General features: G+C 36.8%; 21 protein-coding genes. 16 read left to right on the plus strand and 5 right to left on the minus strand.

Annotated elements, in window-relative coordinates; genetic code table 11:
• The first annotated feature begins 2 nt into the window (after window positions 1-2).
• The 14 genes from GGR42_RS10410 (at window position 3) to GGR42_RS10475 (ending at window position 13,078) form a co-directional block, all read left to right on the plus strand.
• The gene (locus GGR42_RS10410) at window positions 3-554 is read left to right on the plus strand and encodes a CopD family protein (RefSeq protein WP_167963593.1); all 552 of its coding nucleotides are present in this window, start codon (window positions 3-5) and stop codon (window positions 552-554) included.
• A gap of 130 nt (window positions 555-684) precedes the next feature.
• Entirely contained in the window at window positions 685-2,106 is a 1,422-nt protein-coding gene (locus GGR42_RS10415; protein WP_167964469.1) for a sensor histidine kinase, read from the plus strand.
• Window positions 2,103-2,885, plus strand: coding sequence for an enoyl-CoA hydratase/isomerase family protein (locus tag GGR42_RS10420; RefSeq protein ID WP_167963595.1), 783 nt, complete (start codon window positions 2,103-2,105; stop codon window positions 2,883-2,885). The genes GGR42_RS10415 and GGR42_RS10420 overlap by 4 nt, the downstream gene beginning before the upstream one ends.
• Before the next feature lie 27 nt (window positions 2,886-2,912).
• The gene (locus tag GGR42_RS10425; protein ID WP_167963597.1) at window positions 2,913-4,460 is read left to right on the plus strand and encodes a hypothetical protein; all 1,548 of its coding nucleotides are present in this window, start codon (window positions 2,913-2,915) and stop codon (window positions 4,458-4,460) included.
• Between the two features lie 543 nt (window positions 4,461-5,003).
• Entirely contained in the window at window positions 5,004-6,077 is a 1,074-nt protein-coding gene (locus tag GGR42_RS10430) for a PA0069 family radical SAM protein (RefSeq protein WP_167963599.1), read from the plus strand.
• A 149-nt stretch (window positions 6,078-6,226) separates the two neighbouring features.
• Window positions 6,227-7,096, plus strand: a complete 870-nt coding sequence (locus tag GGR42_RS10435; RefSeq protein ID WP_167963601.1) for an SDR family NAD(P)-dependent oxidoreductase — start codon at window positions 6,227-6,229, stop codon at window positions 7,094-7,096.
• 229 nt (window positions 7,097-7,325) lie between these two features.
• On the plus strand, window positions 7,326-7,664 hold the full coding sequence (locus tag GGR42_RS10440; protein WP_167963603.1) for a carboxypeptidase-like regulatory domain-containing protein: 339 nt from the start codon (window positions 7,326-7,328) through the stop codon (window positions 7,662-7,664).
• A gap of 161 nt (window positions 7,665-7,825) precedes the next feature.
• The gene (locus GGR42_RS10445; RefSeq protein ID WP_167963605.1) at window positions 7,826-8,182 is read left to right on the plus strand and encodes a hypothetical protein; all 357 of its coding nucleotides are present in this window, start codon (window positions 7,826-7,828) and stop codon (window positions 8,180-8,182) included.
• Window positions 8,183-8,435: 253 nt separating this feature from the next.
• Window positions 8,436-8,795 carry a hypothetical protein gene (locus GGR42_RS10450; RefSeq protein ID WP_167963607.1) on the plus strand — a complete coding sequence of 120 codons (360 nt, stop codon included), beginning with the start codon at window positions 8,436-8,438 and terminating at the stop codon, window positions 8,793-8,795.
• A 239-nt stretch (window positions 8,796-9,034) separates the two neighbouring features.
• The gene (locus tag GGR42_RS10455; protein WP_167963609.1) at window positions 9,035-9,901 is read left to right on the plus strand and encodes a DUF5694 domain-containing protein; all 867 of its coding nucleotides are present in this window, start codon (window positions 9,035-9,037) and stop codon (window positions 9,899-9,901) included.
• A gap of 111 nt (window positions 9,902-10,012) precedes the next feature.
• The gene (locus tag GGR42_RS10460; RefSeq protein WP_245201430.1) at window positions 10,013-11,467 is read left to right on the plus strand and encodes a dienelactone hydrolase family protein; all 1,455 of its coding nucleotides are present in this window, start codon (window positions 10,013-10,015) and stop codon (window positions 11,465-11,467) included.
• Window positions 11,468-11,648: 181 nt separating this feature from the next.
• Window positions 11,649-12,053, plus strand: a complete 405-nt coding sequence (locus tag GGR42_RS10465; protein WP_167963613.1) for an OsmC family protein — start codon at window positions 11,649-11,651, stop codon at window positions 12,051-12,053.
• 142 nt (window positions 12,054-12,195) lie between these two features.
• Window positions 12,196-12,432, plus strand: a complete 237-nt coding sequence (locus GGR42_RS10470) for a DUF1059 domain-containing protein (RefSeq protein ID WP_167963615.1) — start codon at window positions 12,196-12,198, stop codon at window positions 12,430-12,432.
• 112 nt (window positions 12,433-12,544) lie between these two features.
• Window positions 12,545-13,078 carry a lipocalin-like domain-containing protein gene (locus GGR42_RS10475; protein WP_167963616.1) on the plus strand — a complete coding sequence of 178 codons (534 nt, stop codon included), beginning with the start codon at window positions 12,545-12,547 and terminating at the stop codon, window positions 13,076-13,078.
• 40 nt (window positions 13,079-13,118) lie between these two features.
• On the opposite strand, the gene GGR42_RS10480 is transcribed toward GGR42_RS10475, so the two are convergent.
• The 5 genes from GGR42_RS10480 to GGR42_RS10500 form a co-directional block, all read right to left on the minus strand.
• Window positions 13,119-14,543, minus strand: a complete 1,425-nt coding sequence (locus tag GGR42_RS10480) for a Gfo/Idh/MocA family protein (RefSeq protein ID WP_167963618.1) — start codon at window positions 14,541-14,543, stop codon at window positions 13,119-13,121.
• A 101-nt stretch (window positions 14,544-14,644) separates the two neighbouring features.
• Window positions 14,645-15,301, minus strand: coding sequence for an HD domain-containing protein (locus GGR42_RS10485; RefSeq protein WP_167963620.1), 657 nt, complete (start codon window positions 15,299-15,301; stop codon window positions 14,645-14,647).
• Window positions 15,298-16,035, minus strand: coding sequence for a lysophospholipid acyltransferase family protein (locus tag GGR42_RS10490; RefSeq protein WP_167963622.1), 738 nt, complete (start codon window positions 16,033-16,035; stop codon window positions 15,298-15,300). The genes GGR42_RS10485 and GGR42_RS10490 overlap by 4 nt, the downstream gene beginning before the upstream one ends.
• Before the next feature lie 66 nt (window positions 16,036-16,101).
• Window positions 16,102-16,503: a hypothetical protein gene (locus GGR42_RS10495; RefSeq protein WP_167963624.1), complete on the minus strand. Its 402-nt coding sequence runs from the start codon at window positions 16,501-16,503 to the stop codon at window positions 16,102-16,104.
• Window positions 16,504-16,608: 105 nt separating this feature from the next.
• Window positions 16,609-17,019 (minus strand): BrxA/BrxB family bacilliredoxin, encoded by a 411-nt coding sequence (locus tag GGR42_RS10500; protein WP_167963626.1) that lies wholly within the window; start codon window positions 17,017-17,019, stop codon window positions 16,609-16,611.
• A 132-nt stretch (window positions 17,020-17,151) separates the two neighbouring features.
• On the opposite strand from GGR42_RS10500, the gene GGR42_RS10505 reads away from it, so the two are divergent.
• Together GGR42_RS10505 and GGR42_RS10510 are read left to right on the plus strand one after the other, a co-directional pair.
• On the plus strand, window positions 17,152-17,904 hold the full coding sequence (locus GGR42_RS10505) for a TerB family tellurite resistance protein (RefSeq protein ID WP_167964471.1): 753 nt from the start codon (window positions 17,152-17,154) through the stop codon (window positions 17,902-17,904).
• 35 nt (window positions 17,905-17,939) lie between these two features.
• Window positions 17,940-18,524: a HupE/UreJ family protein gene (locus tag GGR42_RS10510; protein WP_167963628.1), complete on the plus strand. Its 585-nt coding sequence runs from the start codon at window positions 17,940-17,942 to the stop codon at window positions 18,522-18,524.
• Window positions 18,525-18,568 lie beyond the last annotated feature (44 nt).

Genomic DNA, 18,568 nt, shown 5'->3' on the forward strand with positions numbered 1-18,568 from the left:
ATATGACAGAATATTATAATTACATAAAAGCCCTGCACCTAATTTTTGTGATCACATGGTTTGCAGGGCTTTTTTATGTTCCGCGATTGTTTATTTATCATATAGAAGCCTCCAACAAACCTTCCCCAGAAAAAGAGATACTAACCAAGCAGTTAAAATTAATGACCAAGAGGTTGTGGTATATCATTACCTGGCCATCCGCTGTTTTGGCAACCTTGTTTGCTGTTTGGCTATTGTTTTTGATGCCATCTTGGCTACAACAATCTTGGATGCACATAAAACTTGTTTTTGTGGTTTTGCTGATCTTGTACCACTTAAAGAACCATCAAATAGTTGAGCAACTGCAAAGGGATGAGGTAAAATATACCTCTCGGTTTATGAGAATATGGAATGAAATTGCAACATTGGTTCTTTTCGCCATTGTATTTCTAGTGATATTGAAAAGCGCCTTCAATTGGATGTTTGGAGTAGTCGGAATCCTAGTTTTGGGGATATTGCTAATGCTTGGAATTAAGCTATATAAAAATATCCGGAACAGAAACCCCAATGGATAAACTTTGTGGTTTGGGGTTTGATTGCCAAAACTTATGATAAGCCATTATGGCTCGATAATTGTTATCTTTAACATTAAATTGTAAGCCCTTGTTAAAGAAACTGTCGCTTAGGTCCCGCATTTTTATTTCCATGATAGTATTGGTGCTCGTTGCTTCCATACTTATTGCTGGAATGACAGTTTATCAATATCGGGAGCAATCCAGGGACTACCACAGGGAAAAATTGGAACGAAAGGAAGAGCAGATAAGACAGAGCATAAATTATACGCTGCAAAAAACTTCATATCCCGTTACCACGGATTATTTGGGATATATTTTTAAAAACGAAATTTACGAGATTGCGGATGTACAGAACCTTAATTTTAACATCTACGATATGGAAGGGCAGCTTATTAAAAGCTCTCGGCCCAAATTTGTTAATGACTCCGTTTCTACCTGCTTGGATGTTGAGATTTTAAACAAATTAGAGGCTACAATTGACAAGCGTTATGTAGAGGAGAACATTGCGGCAGGGGATAAGTATCAAGCATCATATACCTATATTCTAGACCAAAAATTCAAACCGATTGGTATATTGGATATTCCTTATTTTGAGGATAACTCCTTTAATGACAAGGAACTTAAGGAGTTTCTTTTTCGTTTGGGGGGGGTGTATCTTATTATGTTGTTTGCCGCTATTGCCATGGCCTATTTAATATCCAAGTATATTACCCGTTCCCTTGAAACTGTTTCGGATAAATTAACCCAAACGGATTTGACAAAGAGGAATGAAAAAATCTATGTCCAAAACCCAAGTGAGGAGGTTGGTAAGTTAATAGACTCGTACAATGCCATGATAGATGAGCTGGAACAGAGTGCCGCCAAACTGGCCAGAAGCGAAAGGGAACAGGCATGGCGCGAGATGGCAAAGCAAGTGGCACACGAAATTAAGAACCCATTGACGCCCATGCGATTGAGCGTGCAAAGTTTTGAGCGTAAGTTCGACCCCAAGGACCCAGATATTGATACCAAGGTTGCGGAATATTCCAAAACACTCATTCAGCAAATAGATACCATGAGCAGTATTGCCTCGGCCTTTTCCAATTTTGCCGAAATGCCCGCCCAGCAAAATGAAACCTTGAACGTGGTTAAGATTGTAAAACTGGCATTGGATATTTTTAATGAGGATTATATTCATTTCATTTCAGAGGAGGAAGAAATTATAGCCAAGCTGGATAGGACCCAATTGATCCGCGTGGTGACCAATTTGGTTAAAAATGCAATACAGGCGGTACCAGAAGTGGAGTCACCCAGAATATTGGTTTCTGTAACATCAGAAAACAACTTTGTAAAAATTTCTGTGGCCGATAATGGAGTGGGCATATCCGAAGACGTAGAAGACAAAATTTTTGAACCTAAATTTACCACAAAGTCCAGCGGTATGGGGCTGGGTCTGGGAATGGTTAAAAATATAGTAGAAACCTATAAAGGAGATATCAAGTTTACATCACACTATGGAAAAGGCACTGTTTTTACAGTAAGGTTTCCTAAAGAACAGACAAAAGAATCATGAAATACCAAAACTTACTTGTAGCACTGGAGGACAATTTGGCAATCGTAACCATTAATCGTCCCAATAAACTAAATGCACTTAACAAACAGACTATAGAAGAACTTCACAGCGCCTTCAAAACCTTGGACAAGGATAAGGGGGTAAAGGTCATTATTCTTACCGGAAGCGGTGAAAAGGCCTTTGTTGCGGGGGCGGATATTGCAGAATTTTCCAATTTTTCGGTAAAAAAAGGAACAAAATTGGCCGCTAAAGGGCAGGAACTGTTGTTCAATTTTGTGGAAAACCTGTCCACTCCTGTCATTGCTGCGGTAAATGGGTATGCTTTGGGCGGAGGTCTAGAGTTGGCCATGGCATGTCATTTTAGGATAGCCAGCCACAATGCCAAAATGGGGCTTCCAGAGGTTTCCTTGGGGGTAATTCCCGGGTATGGTGGTACACAAAGGTTACCTCAATTAGTGGGAAAAGGAAGGGCCATGGAACTTATTATGACAGCGGGGATGATAGACTCAGAAAAAGCCCATGAATTTGGATTGGTGAACCATGTTGTTGCATTGGAAGAACTAATGCAAAATTGTAAGAAGATTGCAAACAGAATATCGAATAATTCAACTGTTGCCATAAATTATGCAATAAAAGCGGTAAATGCTGGTTTTAACAATGATGTTAATGGATATAATGCCGAAATAGAAGCTTTTGGCACCTGTTTTGGAACGGCCGATTTTAAAGAAGGCACATCTGCCTTTTTAGAGAAAAGAAAGGCGGATTTTCCGGGAAAATAGGATAACCAAATAAAACCAATGAAACTAATGAAGAATAGGATTTTTGTTCTACTGATTTTTTTTGTAGGTATGTTGGGTTCTGCCCAAAAAATGCCGGTTACATATAATTTTGGCGAAAAATTTAGTGATCGCTATAAATACTCCAATTTACTCTCCATAGCAGAAGATGGCAAAGGAGGTTCCATTTTAGTTCGCCAGTATTATACTGGGATGATCATTAAACCAAAAGGGTTTCTTATTGAGCATTACAATGAGAATTTGGAGCTTGTATCAGAATATAATTATAAATATAGGACAGATGGTTTTGTGGATGCCTACGTTAAAAACGGGCAACTGTATATGCTGTTCTTGGAATATAACATTGGGACTTTGTCCTATGAATATCTAGTGCACCGTAGTCCAATCTTTGAGTACAATTTTACAGTGGAAACCATTCTTACCATTGCTTCGGATGAAGTATTGAACCCGTTGGACAAAAATTATTATAACAGGGATTTCTCCAAGGGTTTTACTACAACGGCCTTGTTCAATAAGGACAAATCTGCCTTTGTGATCAGTACACATTTTAAAAAGAGAAAAGTTAATCAGCACCATATTTATTTGTTCAATTCCAGTGCCAAGAAGGTTTTTGAGCACGATTTTTCTGCTGAGGTAGAAGAAAAGAACTATGCTTTTGAAAATATTGCCATTAGCAAGGATTTGTCCAGAGCCTATATTGTTGGAAAAGCCTATTTTAAAAAGAAGCGTTTTACCGCTCTAGAAAGAAAATTTCAATATGAACTCATACAGGTTTCTGCATATGGTGCCAAAACACAGATTTTTGATGAACCAGGAAAATTCTCTGAAGCTTTGGTCCCGGTTTTGACCAATGACAGATTAATGTGTGTTGGGTTTTATGCCGATCGCAAGGACAATAGATATAATGGGCTGTCCTATTTTAATATTGACCCTATAAACTTGTCCATTAAAACAAAAAAGTATAGCCCTTTTTCACAGCAATTTATGGATGATAAGTTTGGACGAGAAGAAGAAAGGGAAATCTCTAATCTAGTTTTTAAGAATGTAAATGTTACTTCCAAAAATGAAATCCTCTTTAATGCCGAAGAGTATTTTGTGACCAGCAGTATGCAAAGAAGCCCAACAGGTACCCGACTAAAAGTGGAAAGATACCACCACAATGATATGGTGGGCGCCAAATTGAATGCCAATGGCGATGTGGAGTGGATAAGGAACATCAACAAATCTGAAGTTACCCAAAACGATGGTGCCTATGCGTCTTATAGTTCCTATGCTTTTGGTGGAGACACGTACTTCTTTATTAGTACGGCATCAGAGAATCCGCAATTGGTGAATAATGAACGACTTATTTTTAGGCAGGGACTTAGCAGAAACCGTAATGTGTTCTTGATCCGATTGGATGCCAATGGCAGAATGGATTATGAAAAAATTATTGATGATAAGGAAGCCAGACTTCCATTAATGGTTTCTAAAGCCTTAATGTGCCAAAACAAGAACGATATTTTGTTCTATGCCAAAAGAGGAACCAAAAAGCAGTTGGTAAAAGTTGCTTTTTAGGTTTAAAATGTATTGTTCCAATATGGATATGAAGTCATTTCGTTTGTAGGGAGAAATCTCATTTTTGCATTTTGTGATTTCTCGTCGCTCGCTCTGTCGAAATGACTGTTGATTCTAGTGTTTGGCTCTTAGGCCTTTTATGTCATTCCGAACGAAGCATGAGGAGGAATCTCAGATTTTTTGTTTTATGGATTTCTCGTCGCTCGTCGCTCGTCGCTCACTCTGTCGAAATGACTGTTGATTTTAGTGTTTGGCTCTTAGGCCCTTTATGTCATTCAGAACGAAGTATGAGGAGGAATCTCAATTTTTTTGTTTTATGGATTTCTCGTCGCTCGTCGCTCGCTCTGTCGAAATGACGGTAGTTGACAGGAATTGCTATTAAAAGTCAATAGTCATTTCGACTGAAGGAGAAATCTCATTTCTGGATTTCTCATAGCTCGTTTCTAGGTCTATCTAAATGACCTTAGAACAATCTATGTTAAAGTTCCAAAATAAAAAACTATATATGGAAAAATTCCATAAATTTGGACTAAATCCATTTAATTGAACCCTAAAGACTACATAAAAGGGCGTGGCGCCCAGGAAAACACGCATAATAAATTTCTAAAACACATTTACGAAACTCGGGACGATTTTCTTGAGTTCTGCAGGATTGAAGGTGAGGAGGCCGACAACAATAAGACACAGTACATTCCTATTTTTCCCAAAACCATTGTAAATAAGGTTACTAGTCCAGATATTGGTATTATGCATTCCATGAACCCGTACCAAGGCTGTGAGCATGGTTGTATTTATTGTTATGCACGTAATACCCATGAGTATTGGGGGTATAGTGCCGGACTGGATTTTGAACGGCAAATTTTAATCAAAAAAGATGCTCCCAAACTTTTGGAAGCAAAGCTAAAAAGCAAAAGATGGGAAGCACAGACCATTGTCCTGTCTGGTAATACGGACTGTTATCAACCGGCAGAGCAAAAATTTAAGATAACCCGAGCTTGTTTAGAAGTGTTCCTTAAATATAGACATCCTGTGGGCATCATTACTAAAAATGCTTTAATTCTTAGGGATTTGGACATTTTAAAGGAATTAACGGCCCACCAATTGATTGGGGTAAATGTATCTGTGACTTCCTTATCGGAAAATACCAGACGTATTTTGGAACCCCGTACCACGACCATTAAAAAGCGGTTGGAAACCATTAGAGTTTTATCGGAGAACAACATTCCCGTAAATGCCATGTTGGCCCCCATTATTCCCGGAATAAACAGTCATGAGATTATGAATTTGGCAAAAGCCGTATCAGAGAACGGGGCTTTGTCCTTTGGTTTTACGGTGGTAAGGTTAAATGGTGCCATTGGGCATATTTTTACAGACTGGATCAAGAAAACATTGCCGGACAGGGCAGATAAGGTGTTGCACCAGATACAAGAGTGCCACGGAGGTAATGTAAACGATAGTAGGTTTGGAATAAGAACACGGGGAGAGGGTAAAATAGCCCAACAAATGCATGATTTGGTGGACTTGGCAAGGAGAACCTATTTTAAGGACAAGGTCTTTCCAAAATTAAACAAGGAACTGCACCAGGAATATAAAGATGGACAAATGCGCTTGTTTTAATTAAAAAGAGCATAAAAAGAAGGGAGTCTAATGCTCAACTAGGATTAGAAAACAAGTCCTAATTTGTCCAGCACCAATGATTTGGGACACCCCACTTATTATTTCTTGGTAGGTTTATTTCAGCAATCATCTCATTTAAAATTCTACCAATGAAAAAGCTGGATTTAAAAGACAAGACAGTATGGATAACTGGAGCCTCATCGGGCATAGGGGAATCACTGGCAATCCAACTAAACCAAATGGGAGCAAAGGTCATTGCTTCAGCAAGAAGAACTGAAAAATTAAGCGAGTTAAAAAAGCAGAGCCCTAATCCTCATGATTTGTTGACACTCCCAATGGACATCACTAACCCTAATTCAATAGAAAAAGCGGTTGCCCAGACGAAGCAATTGGATCGACTGGATTTAGTAATCCATAATTCTGGAATTTCACAGAAAGGATTGGTCATTGAAAACGAAATGGAAGTTGATAGAAAAATTATGGAAACAAATTATTTTGGGACCGTAGCTTTGACCAAATCAATAATGCCAATTTTTTTGGAACAAGGCTATGGTTGGTTTGGTGTAGTTTCCAGCTTCGCTGGCGTAATGGGAATCCCCGGGAGGTCAGCTTATTCAGCATCAAAACATGCCCTGCACGGTTTTTTTAATTCATTAAGGGCAGAAAATATGGATTGTGAACTAAACATTAGTTTTATCCTTCCCGGTTTTATCAATACAGAAATTACGGCCAAGGGTCTATGTGGGGACGGAAAACCTTATGGAAAGGTAGAGACCTCACATCAATTGGGAATATCTGCAAGTGAATGTGCAGATGGCATCATCAAAGGATTAATGAAGAAAAACAAGCGGATCGTTGTCGGTAAAAAGTTTGAATTATTGATGCTAACGATCAATAGGATTTCTCCAGAATGGGGTCACTACATTATAAAAAACCACCCCATGCGAAGAATGCGAAATGTTAAATCTAAAATTAATCGCACTCTTTATTTCAAGAAAAATTCAGTTGTAAAACAGTAGTTGCCAAACCAAAGTTAAACAAGGATTTGCACCAAGAACATAAGAATGGGCAAATGCGTTTGTTTTAGGAGTATTGAATAAAAGCTTGTTTAATCTATATTATTCGTTTGCAGGTAATTACATGGGGTTATTGAACAATAAAATTAGGAATTAGGTCTTTTTTAGTGCAATTTTATATAAAATAGGGATAAACGTACCATGGTACATTTATCCAATTGTTACCCAAAATATGAGAAAAATTCATCTCACTATACTTATTCTAATAATTTGTAACATCTCCTTTGGACAAATAAAACAGATAATTGTTGATGCCGATACCAAAGAGAAAATTCCTTTTGTAAATATTTGGGTTGAAAATTATGATGTAGGAACAATCTCAAATGAAGATGGACAATTCGTTCTACCTAAAATGGATGGGACCAAAATTATAGTTTTCTCAGCTACTGGTTACACTACTAAAAAAATGGTGTATGGTTTAATAAAAAATTTGATAGAATTAACACCTCAAATAATTGAATTGAATGAAGTTGTAGTGAGTAACTCTAAAAAGCGCAATAAAAAAAGATAATTGACAAATTACAAAAGCGGAAAATTCGACATTATTTACCTGGTTTTGGTAAACCCTGGATTTTTGCAAAATTTTTTGACTTTAAAGAAGAATATGAAGAAACACCTTTTTTAAAAGAAATAAGTATCGCAACTGAAACTACTCTCAAAGAATCTAGGTTTATGATTCGTCTATTTAAAACAAACAAAGAGGGAGAACCTGAAGAATATTTATATGATAAAAATATTATTATAACAGCCGACAAAGGGAAAAAAATAGTAGATGTGAATCTTTCACATTTAAATTTAACAATACCAAAAAATGGATTCTTTGTAGCCGTGGAATGGTTACTTACTAAGACGAATGCAGATACTTTTGATTCCTTCCAACCCAACATAGGTTTTACACATGAAGAATCCAATGCAAACAGCTGGTTCTATAGATTTGGAGTATGGAAAAAGGTAAAATCATACAACGGAGAGGTTTATTCAACGAATACATATAAACAATTGGCAGTCGAATTGAAAATAACAAATTAAAATACTTTGGGTAACAAAACCTATAAACAATACGGGTTTCGGGCTTAAACGCCAAGGTCTGCGTATATTTATAATGTCGCGAAATCTTTGGGATTTCACTTTGACACAAAAAAAGAAAAAACAAAACCAAAAGATTTCGCTATGTGCGTGGCGGAAAGCAAACGCCAGTTTGCTCCCGTACTGTTCATAGCTAAACCGTTGTAAGCAATTTAAAAAAATGCCATTTATTCCTTTCAGATAGTGAAATTTTAAAATGAATAGAAATATTATAAGACAAGTTGCAGATATACAATCCCAAGCAGAACGATTGATATCTCAAAATGCTGAAGAAACCGACATAGAATTATTCTCTCAATACAACAGGGAATTAAAATCTTTTCTAATGTCTAATATTAAAGATGAATTTGTTTTAAACTATATAAAAGAGATTCCTGATTTAAACATGCTGGAATTAGAAAATGAAAGTGGTTTTTTAGAAAATGTACTTGGTATTTTAAGCAAAGGTTATTCTAGTGATAGAATGAAAAACGATAGAGCATTGGATTTAATTCGAGACATAAAAAACAAGTATGCATCGGCAGAATTTATGATTAAAAACTATTTTAACGAATAAAAACTGCTTAAAACAATACCTAAACGTAATACGGAATTTAGGACTAAAACGAAAGGTTTGTATATTTATAAAGTCGCTAAATCTTATGGATTTTGCTCTGGAAAGAAGTAAAAAGCTTCCTTATCTGCCTTAACTCTAAAAGCCCTAGGCAACCCTTTTAAACATTAGGACGTCTTTATAAGTAATGGGCAAATATGCCATATTATAAAACGTAACTAATAACCAATATTTAGTCTCCTATGAAAAACCACCTATTTCTATTACTTCTTCTACTAATAGTTAGTTGTAAAAAAGAGCAAGACAAAGCACAACCAAAGCCTATTGAAAATATAAACAGTAAAGAAGTACTGCTAATTGGAACTTTTCATTACAATAATCCTGGTGCCGATGTGGCTAAAACCAAATCCTTTGACATACTTAACGAAAAATCCCAAAAGGAACTACAGCAAATATCCTCTAGGATTAAAAAATATAATCCGACCAAAATATTCGTAGAATGGCCTTATAATGAGCAAAAGGAATTGGATTCATTGTATCAACTATATCTTAAAGACTTATATTTTAAAAATGATAGCCTTTCGGACTTTTATCTTAAGAACGAAATATTTCAGCTGGCCTTTAGAGTGGCAAAAGAAAATAATCTAGAAACGGTATATGGCGTTGATTATAATGAGACAATATTTCCCTATGGTGATGTTATGGGTGAAATAGAAGATAATAAGCAATTGCAACTCAAAGAAGAAATAGAAAATGCTATTTCCAAGTTTACTGTTGACTTTGACGACAAAATAGATTCTGACGCATCCCTAAAAGAACTTACATACTTTGTAAACAGTAAGAATATGAGAGATATCTCCAATGACCTTCATAACAATCTTATTCCATTGGCCGGTTCCATGGACGATTTCAAAGGTGTATTTTTAACATCTGAATGGTACAAAAGAAATTTGTACATGTGGTCTTTTGTTCAAAAGCAAACTAAAGATACAGATGAAAGAATAATGGTATTGGTCGGTTCTAGTCATGCCGCAATTATAGAATTGTTTATTAAGGAGAATATAAATTGGAGAATAAAGGAGCTAAAAGAGATTATGACAGAAAATTAAAAACAGTCCACAACAACCATGTACACCTATGCCAAAATAATGCGATTACCAATATTGATAGGCTTTGTTCTCTTAACTAACATATCCAAGGGGCAAACTTCGTTAAAGGAAATGGATTTGAACTTCGGAAATTATGAGGTAGGGTTTAAGCACTATACCATTTCTGATAGCACTAGAACTTATAGTAGAATTTATGATTATAATAATCAAAAAATTCCAAGGCCCATTCCTGTAAGTGTTTGGTATCCTTCACGCCAAAACACTAGTGGCAAGAAACGGTTAAAGGTTTTGGATTATTTGGAAGTCCTAAAAGAAGAAGAGGAATGGGAACATCTTCCAAATGAACAAATACTAAATTGGTTTTACTATTACAATACCCCAGAAAATATAGACCATACAAAAGAGATGGCCAAGGCATACTTTAAATTGGAATTTGCCAAGGATAAATTTCCAGTAATTGTCTATTCACCAAGTTATCAAGCTTCTTCAATAGAAAATTTTTCACTTTGCGAATATTTGGCCAGTCATGGATATATTGTGATATCCAGCCCAAGTCGAGGGACTGATACTCGTTGGTTTGGCAGAAATAACGCAAAGGAAATGGAAACTCAGGCCAGAGATGTGGAATTTTTAATAAAAGAGGTTATGAAATTTCCAAATGCCAACCCTGAAAAAATAGCAACTTTGGGTTTTAGCTTTGGAGGTTTGGCCAGCATTATTGCGCAAGTACGAAATGATAATATTAAAGCCGTGGTCAGCCTTGATGGTACAGAAAGGTATCAGTATAAATTAATAAAAAAATCACCGTTTTTTGACATTAAAAAAATAGATGTTCCATACCTGCATATGGCACAGAAAGAAATACCCGAAGAAGTTCTAAGAGAGGACAATATTGATCCTGAACTCAATTCAGAATTCCAATTGTACGATAGTATTACAAATAGTAACGCCTATAAATTAAAGTTTCACAATCTAACTCATTCCTATTTTAGTACGCTAGGTGTTCTTTTCCAACAAAGGGATACAAGGCAGGATAAAAAGGATTCTGAAATTATGGAATCTTATAAATGGGTTTCAGTGTATACTTTGAACTTTCTAAATAATTATTTAAAAACACATGCAAATGCACATGGATTTATTGAAAACAATCCTTTGGATAATGGGATAGGGGAAGGTCTTTTGTCCAAACAGGCCAAAAAAGCAAAGATTCCTGAATTCACTTTTCAAGATTTTAATGAATTGGCCTCTTACCAGGATTATAATAATCTTTATGAACTGTATATTTCGACCAAAGCAAAGCACCCTTCGCTAGAACTTCCTGAGGGCAATCTTAATAGAGTTGGCCTGCAACTCGTTTTTAACCCTAGTACTTCGAAACAAGGAATATATGTTTTTATGTTGGCAACAAAGCTATATCCAAATTCTGCCAACCTTTATGATAGTTTGGCGGAGGCATATTTATTTATTGGCAATAAGGAAAAGGCCATGGAAAATTTTGAGAAATCGTTAGAACTTAATGCTCAGAACCAAACTGCGATTGACAGATTAAAACAGCTTCGGGATTAAAAACCACTATAAATAATGTTTATAAAACATAGCTAATTGGATGGCGAGGCCAATAAAAAATATTGGGTAGTTTACTATAATTCTTTGTGTAGCATTTCCTAAAGAGAAATCCTTAACTTTAAACAATGGCCATCATAAAGGGACCGTTGGCAAAAAGTCTAACCATTAAACTAACCCATATATGAGGTATTTTGTTAATGCAAGCTCATCTTCAAAAAACAATGCTTCCATAGCTATTAAACATACTGAAATTGTTTTTGGAACCACTCCAGAATCACAAGACACTTTGGCAAACCCAGCCGAGTTATTTTTAGGGTCTTTTGCGGCCTGTATTCTTAAAAATGTTGAACGATTTTCCACTTTAATGAAGTTTGAATATTCAAATGCTGAAATAAGGGTCAGCGCAACCCGGCTTGAGAAACCTCCAAGGATGGATGGGATAAAGTATGAATTAATTGTTTATAGTACGGACAATAATTTAAATATGGAGTTACTTAAAAAGAACATCGAAAATTTTGGAACCATATTTAATACAGTTAAGTCCAGTTGTACTATTACAGGAGCAGTAAAAAAGTTGACTGTTTAACAAAGGCATGGAAAAAAGAGCAACAACAGATCTAAGAATTGTTATGGCGAATTTCCTAAAAGGAAATTCTTATTTTAGAAGTAATTAAATTTAGGAGTGATTATCCTTGGGGATGATTCCATAACAAAATCAGATAAATACTATGAAAACAATGACCTGTAAACAATTAGGTGGAGCTTGCGATTTGGAATTTCACGCCAATACCTTTGAAGAAATTGCAGAAATAAGCAAAAAACATGGAAAGGAAATGTTCCAAAAAAAGGACGAAGCACACCTTAAGGCAATGGCCAAGATGCAGGAATTAATGAAATCTCCAGAAGGCATGCAAGAGTGGTTCAACACTAAGAGAAAAGAATTTGATGCCCTTGCCGAAATCTAATAATGGGCGCTAAAACTGAACAAAACCATTCATATTAGGTACAAACAAGAGCAGATAGAATTTTTATACCGGGATATATTATCTTGTAACCACAAAAATTTAAAATCTGAAAATGAAGGGTTTAACAAAGCGCTCTATTCTATTTATATCATTACTTGCACTGGTTTTTTCTTGTAAGGAGGCGGTTGTTGGGTCAAAGGATACAACGCCAACTGATCCACTTATGGGTTCATGGGAAATGTCATCTATACATTGGATATCCAAAGATACCACCTACACCATAGAAAGTGCACAACCTGGTATTTTTATGATTGATGAAAATAGATATTCCATTATGTGGACACCCATAGAAGGACCAAGAACTCCTTTTAAAGTGCTATCCAATCCAACGGATGATGAAATTAAAGCAGGTTTTAGGTCGGTTGTTTTTAATGCAGGGAGCTACATAATGACAGATTCTACATTGACCACAACTGCAAAAATTGCGAAAGTTCCTGGTTTTGAAGAAGGGCTACAATTTTACACCTATAAAATTCAAAAGAACGCTTTGGAATTGACCATGATCGACGAAACCTATCCAGATGGCACCAAACCGGAATGGTCTGGAACTTGGAAAACAAAATTTGAATTTGAAAAAGTGAATTGATAAAAAAAGCCCCTCTAAAATATAGAGGGGCTTTTATGTTTTACTTTACTTCCCAACCTTTACGATAGTCTCTTTTTACCCATTCGTTGGCTTTTTCATAATTGGTTACCCGCATATTATCACCATCCCACAAGAGTTTTCGTCTTCCAGGATAATCAAACGGATCCCAATCGCCCAATTTCTTGCCTTCTTTTAAGGTCTTGTATTGGTATGCCTTAATGGCGAGGTTGCCCATAAGAACAGCTTCGGTCAATGGACCGGCTTTTGCAAAATCTGATGAGGTTGTACCTCCATTTAAACAGGCATCTACCCAATTTTGCTGATGTCCCCCAACAGCACCTTCAATACGTGTCAAGGTTGGTGCAGGAGGATTAAAGAGACTCATTTGTGCAGAAGGCAATAACCTGGCATTTTGGGAATAGGTATCGGTTACCATAATTCCTTTTGTACCATAAAAAATAGTACCCCCACCAGAATCACCAATGGTTTCCCCATCTTTTAAATCGTCTGGCAAATCGGGCTTAATACCTCCATCGCTCCAACTAAAATCTATGGTGCCATGAATATCATGGTCAAACTTTAATCTTACTACGGAAGAAGCGGGACAAGAAGCACTATAATCTGCCTCTACAAAATCACCCACCCAATTGGTGGTGCAACTGGCTTCGGCCTCGGTAGGATATCCCAAATCCAAGACACTAAAAGGGGTTTCCATAATATGGCAACCCATATCCCCTAGGGCTCCAGTTCCAAAATCCCACCATCCACGCCATTTAAAGGGCAGATAAGCTGAGTTGTAATCCCGCATTGCAGCAGGACCCAACCATAAATCCCAATCCAATTCTTTTGGAATTCTATGTTTTTCAGTCGGGACCGGCACTCCTTGTGGCCAAACTGGACGGTTGGTCCAACAATCTATTTTTTTTACTTTTCCAATAACACCGGTATCTATCCATTCCTTTGCCTGTCTACTGCCATCACTGGAAGCTCCTTGATTTCCCATTTGGGTCACCACACCATGCTCTTTCGCAGCTTGGGTCATTAAACGGGCTTCATAAATATTATGTGTCAATGGTTTTTCTACATAAGCATGCTTCTTTTCTCTAATAAAGGGTAATGAAATGGTCGCATGGGTATGGTCTGGAGTGGCCACCATAATGGCATCCATATCCTTTAGATGCTTTTTATAGACTTGTCTAAAATCTTTGTAGCGTTTTACATCCGGAAAATTTTGATAAGTCTCCTTGGCTCTATTGTCATCTACATCACAAAAGGAAACAAATTTAACTTTGCCGGTTCTTTGCAGGTCATTAATAACACTGGCACCACGACCACCAACACCAAAAGCACTTACATATAAAGTGTCACTAGGGGGAACATGGTTTTTTCCCATAACATAACTGGGAACAATTGAAAAAGCGGCAGATGATGCCGCTACATTTTTGATAAACTTTCTTCTTTGCATTTTTGGGTGGTTTATTTTTAAGTTGCTTGAAGATACAAAAAAAGTAAAATTATATTGTGAAAGCGTTCTGTTATTTAAACTATAACGTTATAGAAAAGTACTTAGGAATTTCCATTCCATTCTTTGTAGAATTGCTCTAAATAATCTAACATAAATTGATGTCGCTCTTCTGCCAATTTTTTCCCCGTTTGGGTATTCATTTTATTTTTTAAGAGCAGTAGTTTCTCATAAAAATGATTAATGGTGGGGGCGTTGGATTTTTTATATTCTTCTTTGCTCATACTTAGGTTGGGAGCAATTTCCGGGTCATACATAACCCTGTTTTTGAATCCCCCATAATTAAACGTTCTGGCAATGCCAATGGCACCTATGGCATCCAATCGGTCTGCGTCCTGCACAACTTCTAATTCTTTGGAGCTGAACTTCTCTCCATCTGACAGACTATTCTTAAAGGATATATGGTTGATTATATTCACCACATGCTGGACAACTTTTGCATCCACTTGGATAGTGGAAAGAAATTCTTCCGCCAATTTGGGTCCAACTGTTTCGTCCCCATCATGAAATTTGGCATCGGCAATATCGTGCAATAAAGCTCCTAGGGCAACCACTAAGGAATTTACTTTTTCAGATTGAGCAATTCTTTGGGCATTTAAAAACACACGGTGTGTGTGGAACCAATCATGACCACCTTCTGCTCCTTTCAAGGTTTCCTTAACAAAGGCCATGGTCTGTTCAATATTATTTTTATCTGTCATTTAAAAGAAGTTATTCCTGAGACCACCTTTTTTTCCACTATGGTTATCAATTCATCCAAATTGCCCTTAATTTCTATTGGCTCATGAACATCGTGGGTAATATGTGAGCCAAGACCCATGGGGAATTTGCCATAGCGCAACATTTTCCATGAATTGTTTATGCTTATAGGAACCACCAAGGCCGAGGGGGAATTTTTCATAAGAACTTTAAGACCCGTGGGCTGGAATTTTTTGGGATGTCCTGTTCTGCTCCTAGTGCCCTCAGGGAAAATAACGGCACTCCAATTATTTTTTTCAATGTTTTTGCCTAGTTTGGAAATTTCAGACAAGGCCTGTTTTCCATCTTTTCTATCTATTAAGGCTGCACCACCATGTCTTAAATTATAGGATACGCTTGGTATGCCCTTTCCTAGTTCTTTTTTGCTTACAAATTTTGGATGATGTTTCCGCATGTGCCATATAATAGGGGAAATATCGTACATGCTCTGGTGATTGGTGACGAAAATTAAAGGCTTGTTTTTCGGAATTTCGAAGGGAATATTAAAAGAATATCGGGTTCCCAAAATATTGGTACACCTCATAAGGGACAAATTTAAATAGGCCACACTTTTGGCATGCGCACTATAACCAAAAACGTTTAGGCAAACCCATTGTATGGGATGGAAAACAACTAGAGTTAATCCAAAAAAAAGAAAGAAAATTATGGATACTGGATAAGAGATCAGTTTGGTCATATCACAAAATTAAAAAAACCCCTGAATGATATTCAGAGGTTCACAAGAATTTTTCTTTGATAAATTTTAATTATCGTACACGGCAACGCATTTTCCATTCTCACAAGTTGTTCCCGTAGGAGCTACAACCAGGGCACAGTCTGAAACAATGTCCCACTTTGTGTTAAATTCCTTCTCTTTTTGGTTATATGCTGCAACCATGGCTTCTAAATTGTCTGTGTCTATAGATGTTGAATAGACCAAATAAGATTTGGGCCCTCCACAGGCTTTTGCCCCTAAGGCTATAAACTTACAAGTAAAACCATCAGCACACACAGATTGGCCGGCAGTGGCATTAACCAGGTCCAATGACGCTTGTAGGGCAAGCACATCATCTTCAAAATCATTTTCTAAGGCTGGGTCATCTCCAAGACATCCTGTTAGGATGAGCATTGGAAGCAAGCCCAATACTAAAATCAATTTTTTCATTTTATAACTATTTTGTTTTCTAAAAGATGTTTAAAACAAAAAAAAGTTGCGTAGCTCTTTTTAGACCTCCACAACTTTTTGGTTCTTTTTTAAGAAGAGAAACTCTTAACAGAATTCGTTATAGGCTTCTGTTAAGTTCTCAGCAATAATTTCTGCTGGCCTTCCTTCAATATGGTGGCGCTCTATCATATGTACTAATTCACCATCCTTAAACAAGGCCATACTTGGCGAAGAGGGAGGAAAAGGGATCATAGCATTTCTAGCAGCATCAACAGCTTCAAAATCTACTCCGGCAAATACAGTTACTATATGGTCTGGCTTCTTATTGTTCATAAGGCTCATTTTTGCCGCTGGCCTAGCATTTGCTGCGGCACAACCACAAACAGAATTTACAACTACTAAAGTTGTACCAGATTGTGCCAAAGCATTTTTAACGGCTTCGGATGTATGTAATTCTTCAAACCCGGCCATTGCCAAGTCATCTCTCATAGGTTTAACTAATTCTGCGGGATACATATTTGTCTATTTTTAATTCGTAATAGGATACAAAGGTAACTAATTTGTCGCATTTTTAGGGAGTACCTTAACTTTTCCATAGAACGACTTTTAGCCAGTAAAATTATATCTTTGGAAAAATTCAAAATTATTATGTTTAAATGGTTTGGCGCTATTTTAGGGTACTATATTTTTCGTTATCCAGGAGCCATTTTAGGTTTTTTTATTGGAAGTGCCATAGATAGTTTTAGCGCAAAAGGAGAGGGCAGTATTGGAAGAGGAGCAGGCACTGTTTTTAGGGATATGCGCAGGCAGCAAGTATCCCCAGCAGATTTTGAGTTGAACCTTCTTTCCCTATGCTCTATAGTTATAAAGGCAGATGGGCAAGTTAGCCAACGGGAGTTGGACTATGTAAGACAGTACTTTGTAAGCACTTATGGCAAGGAAAAGGCCAATGCCATTTTTAGGACTTTTAACGAGGTCATTAAAAAAAGGGAAATTTCTGCCCAGAAGGTCTGTGCCTATATGACCCAACGTACACGCTATGAAGTTCGGTTACAATTGCTCCATTTTTTGTTTGGAATTGCACAGGCAGATGGTAATGTTAGTACTCCTGAAATTAATAAAATAAGAGAAATGGCAGGTTACCTTAGGGTTAATCTTAGTGATTTCGAAAGTATCATGGCCATGTTCATCAAATCGGCCGATAATGCGTATAAAATTTTGGAGATAGGTAAAAATGCTTCAGATGAGGAAGTGAAGAAAGCCTACAGGACCATGGCCAAAAAGTACCACCCAGACAAGGTAATTACAGAAAATGAGGCCATTAAAAAAGGTGCAGAGGAAAAATTTAAACAGGTTCAAAAGGCCTATGAAGAAATTCAGAAAGAGCGAGGGATTAGTTAGAAACCTCCGATTAATCTAATCATAAATAAAAGAAAATGCAGGAATTTTGGTTTTATATAGAACTGGGTTTGAGTCATGTATTGGATTTTGGAGCATATGACCATATCTTGTTCCTATCCGCATTGGCAATCCCTTTTACGTTTAAAAGCTGGAAAAAAGTATTGATTTTGGCTACCATTTTTACTATTGCCCATTGTATTTCTTTGGCGTTGTCCGTGTATGAAGTGGTGGTAATGGATGCTACCTGGATAGAATTCTTAATTCCGTTGACCATTTTATTGACAGCGTTGTTCAATATTTTGGATTCTAAGAAGAACATTGGTCACAAAAGTTTGTTGCTGCCGTCACTGGCAACGGCATTTTTTGGACTGATCCATGGGTTTGGATTCTCAAACTATTTTAAAATGCTAATGGCGGGAGAAGATGAAAAAACGGGCCCGTTATTGGGATTTGCACTAGGGATAGAACTTTCCCAAGTAACAATTATTCTATGCATATTGTTATTGGCCTATATTGTACAAAACCTTTTTAAGGTAAAGCAATCCCTATTTGTTTTAATATGCTCGGCATTAATTATTTTAATAACCATACCTATGCTCATCAATACATTTCCTATATAGGTTTTCACTAAATATTAACCTTTTGCATAGTTGTCAACATTGGG

The sequence above is a fragment of the Saonia flava genome (genome assembly GCF_011927795.1).
Classification (GTDB): Bacteria; Bacteroidota; Bacteroidia; order Flavobacteriales; family Flavobacteriaceae; genus Saonia; species Saonia flava.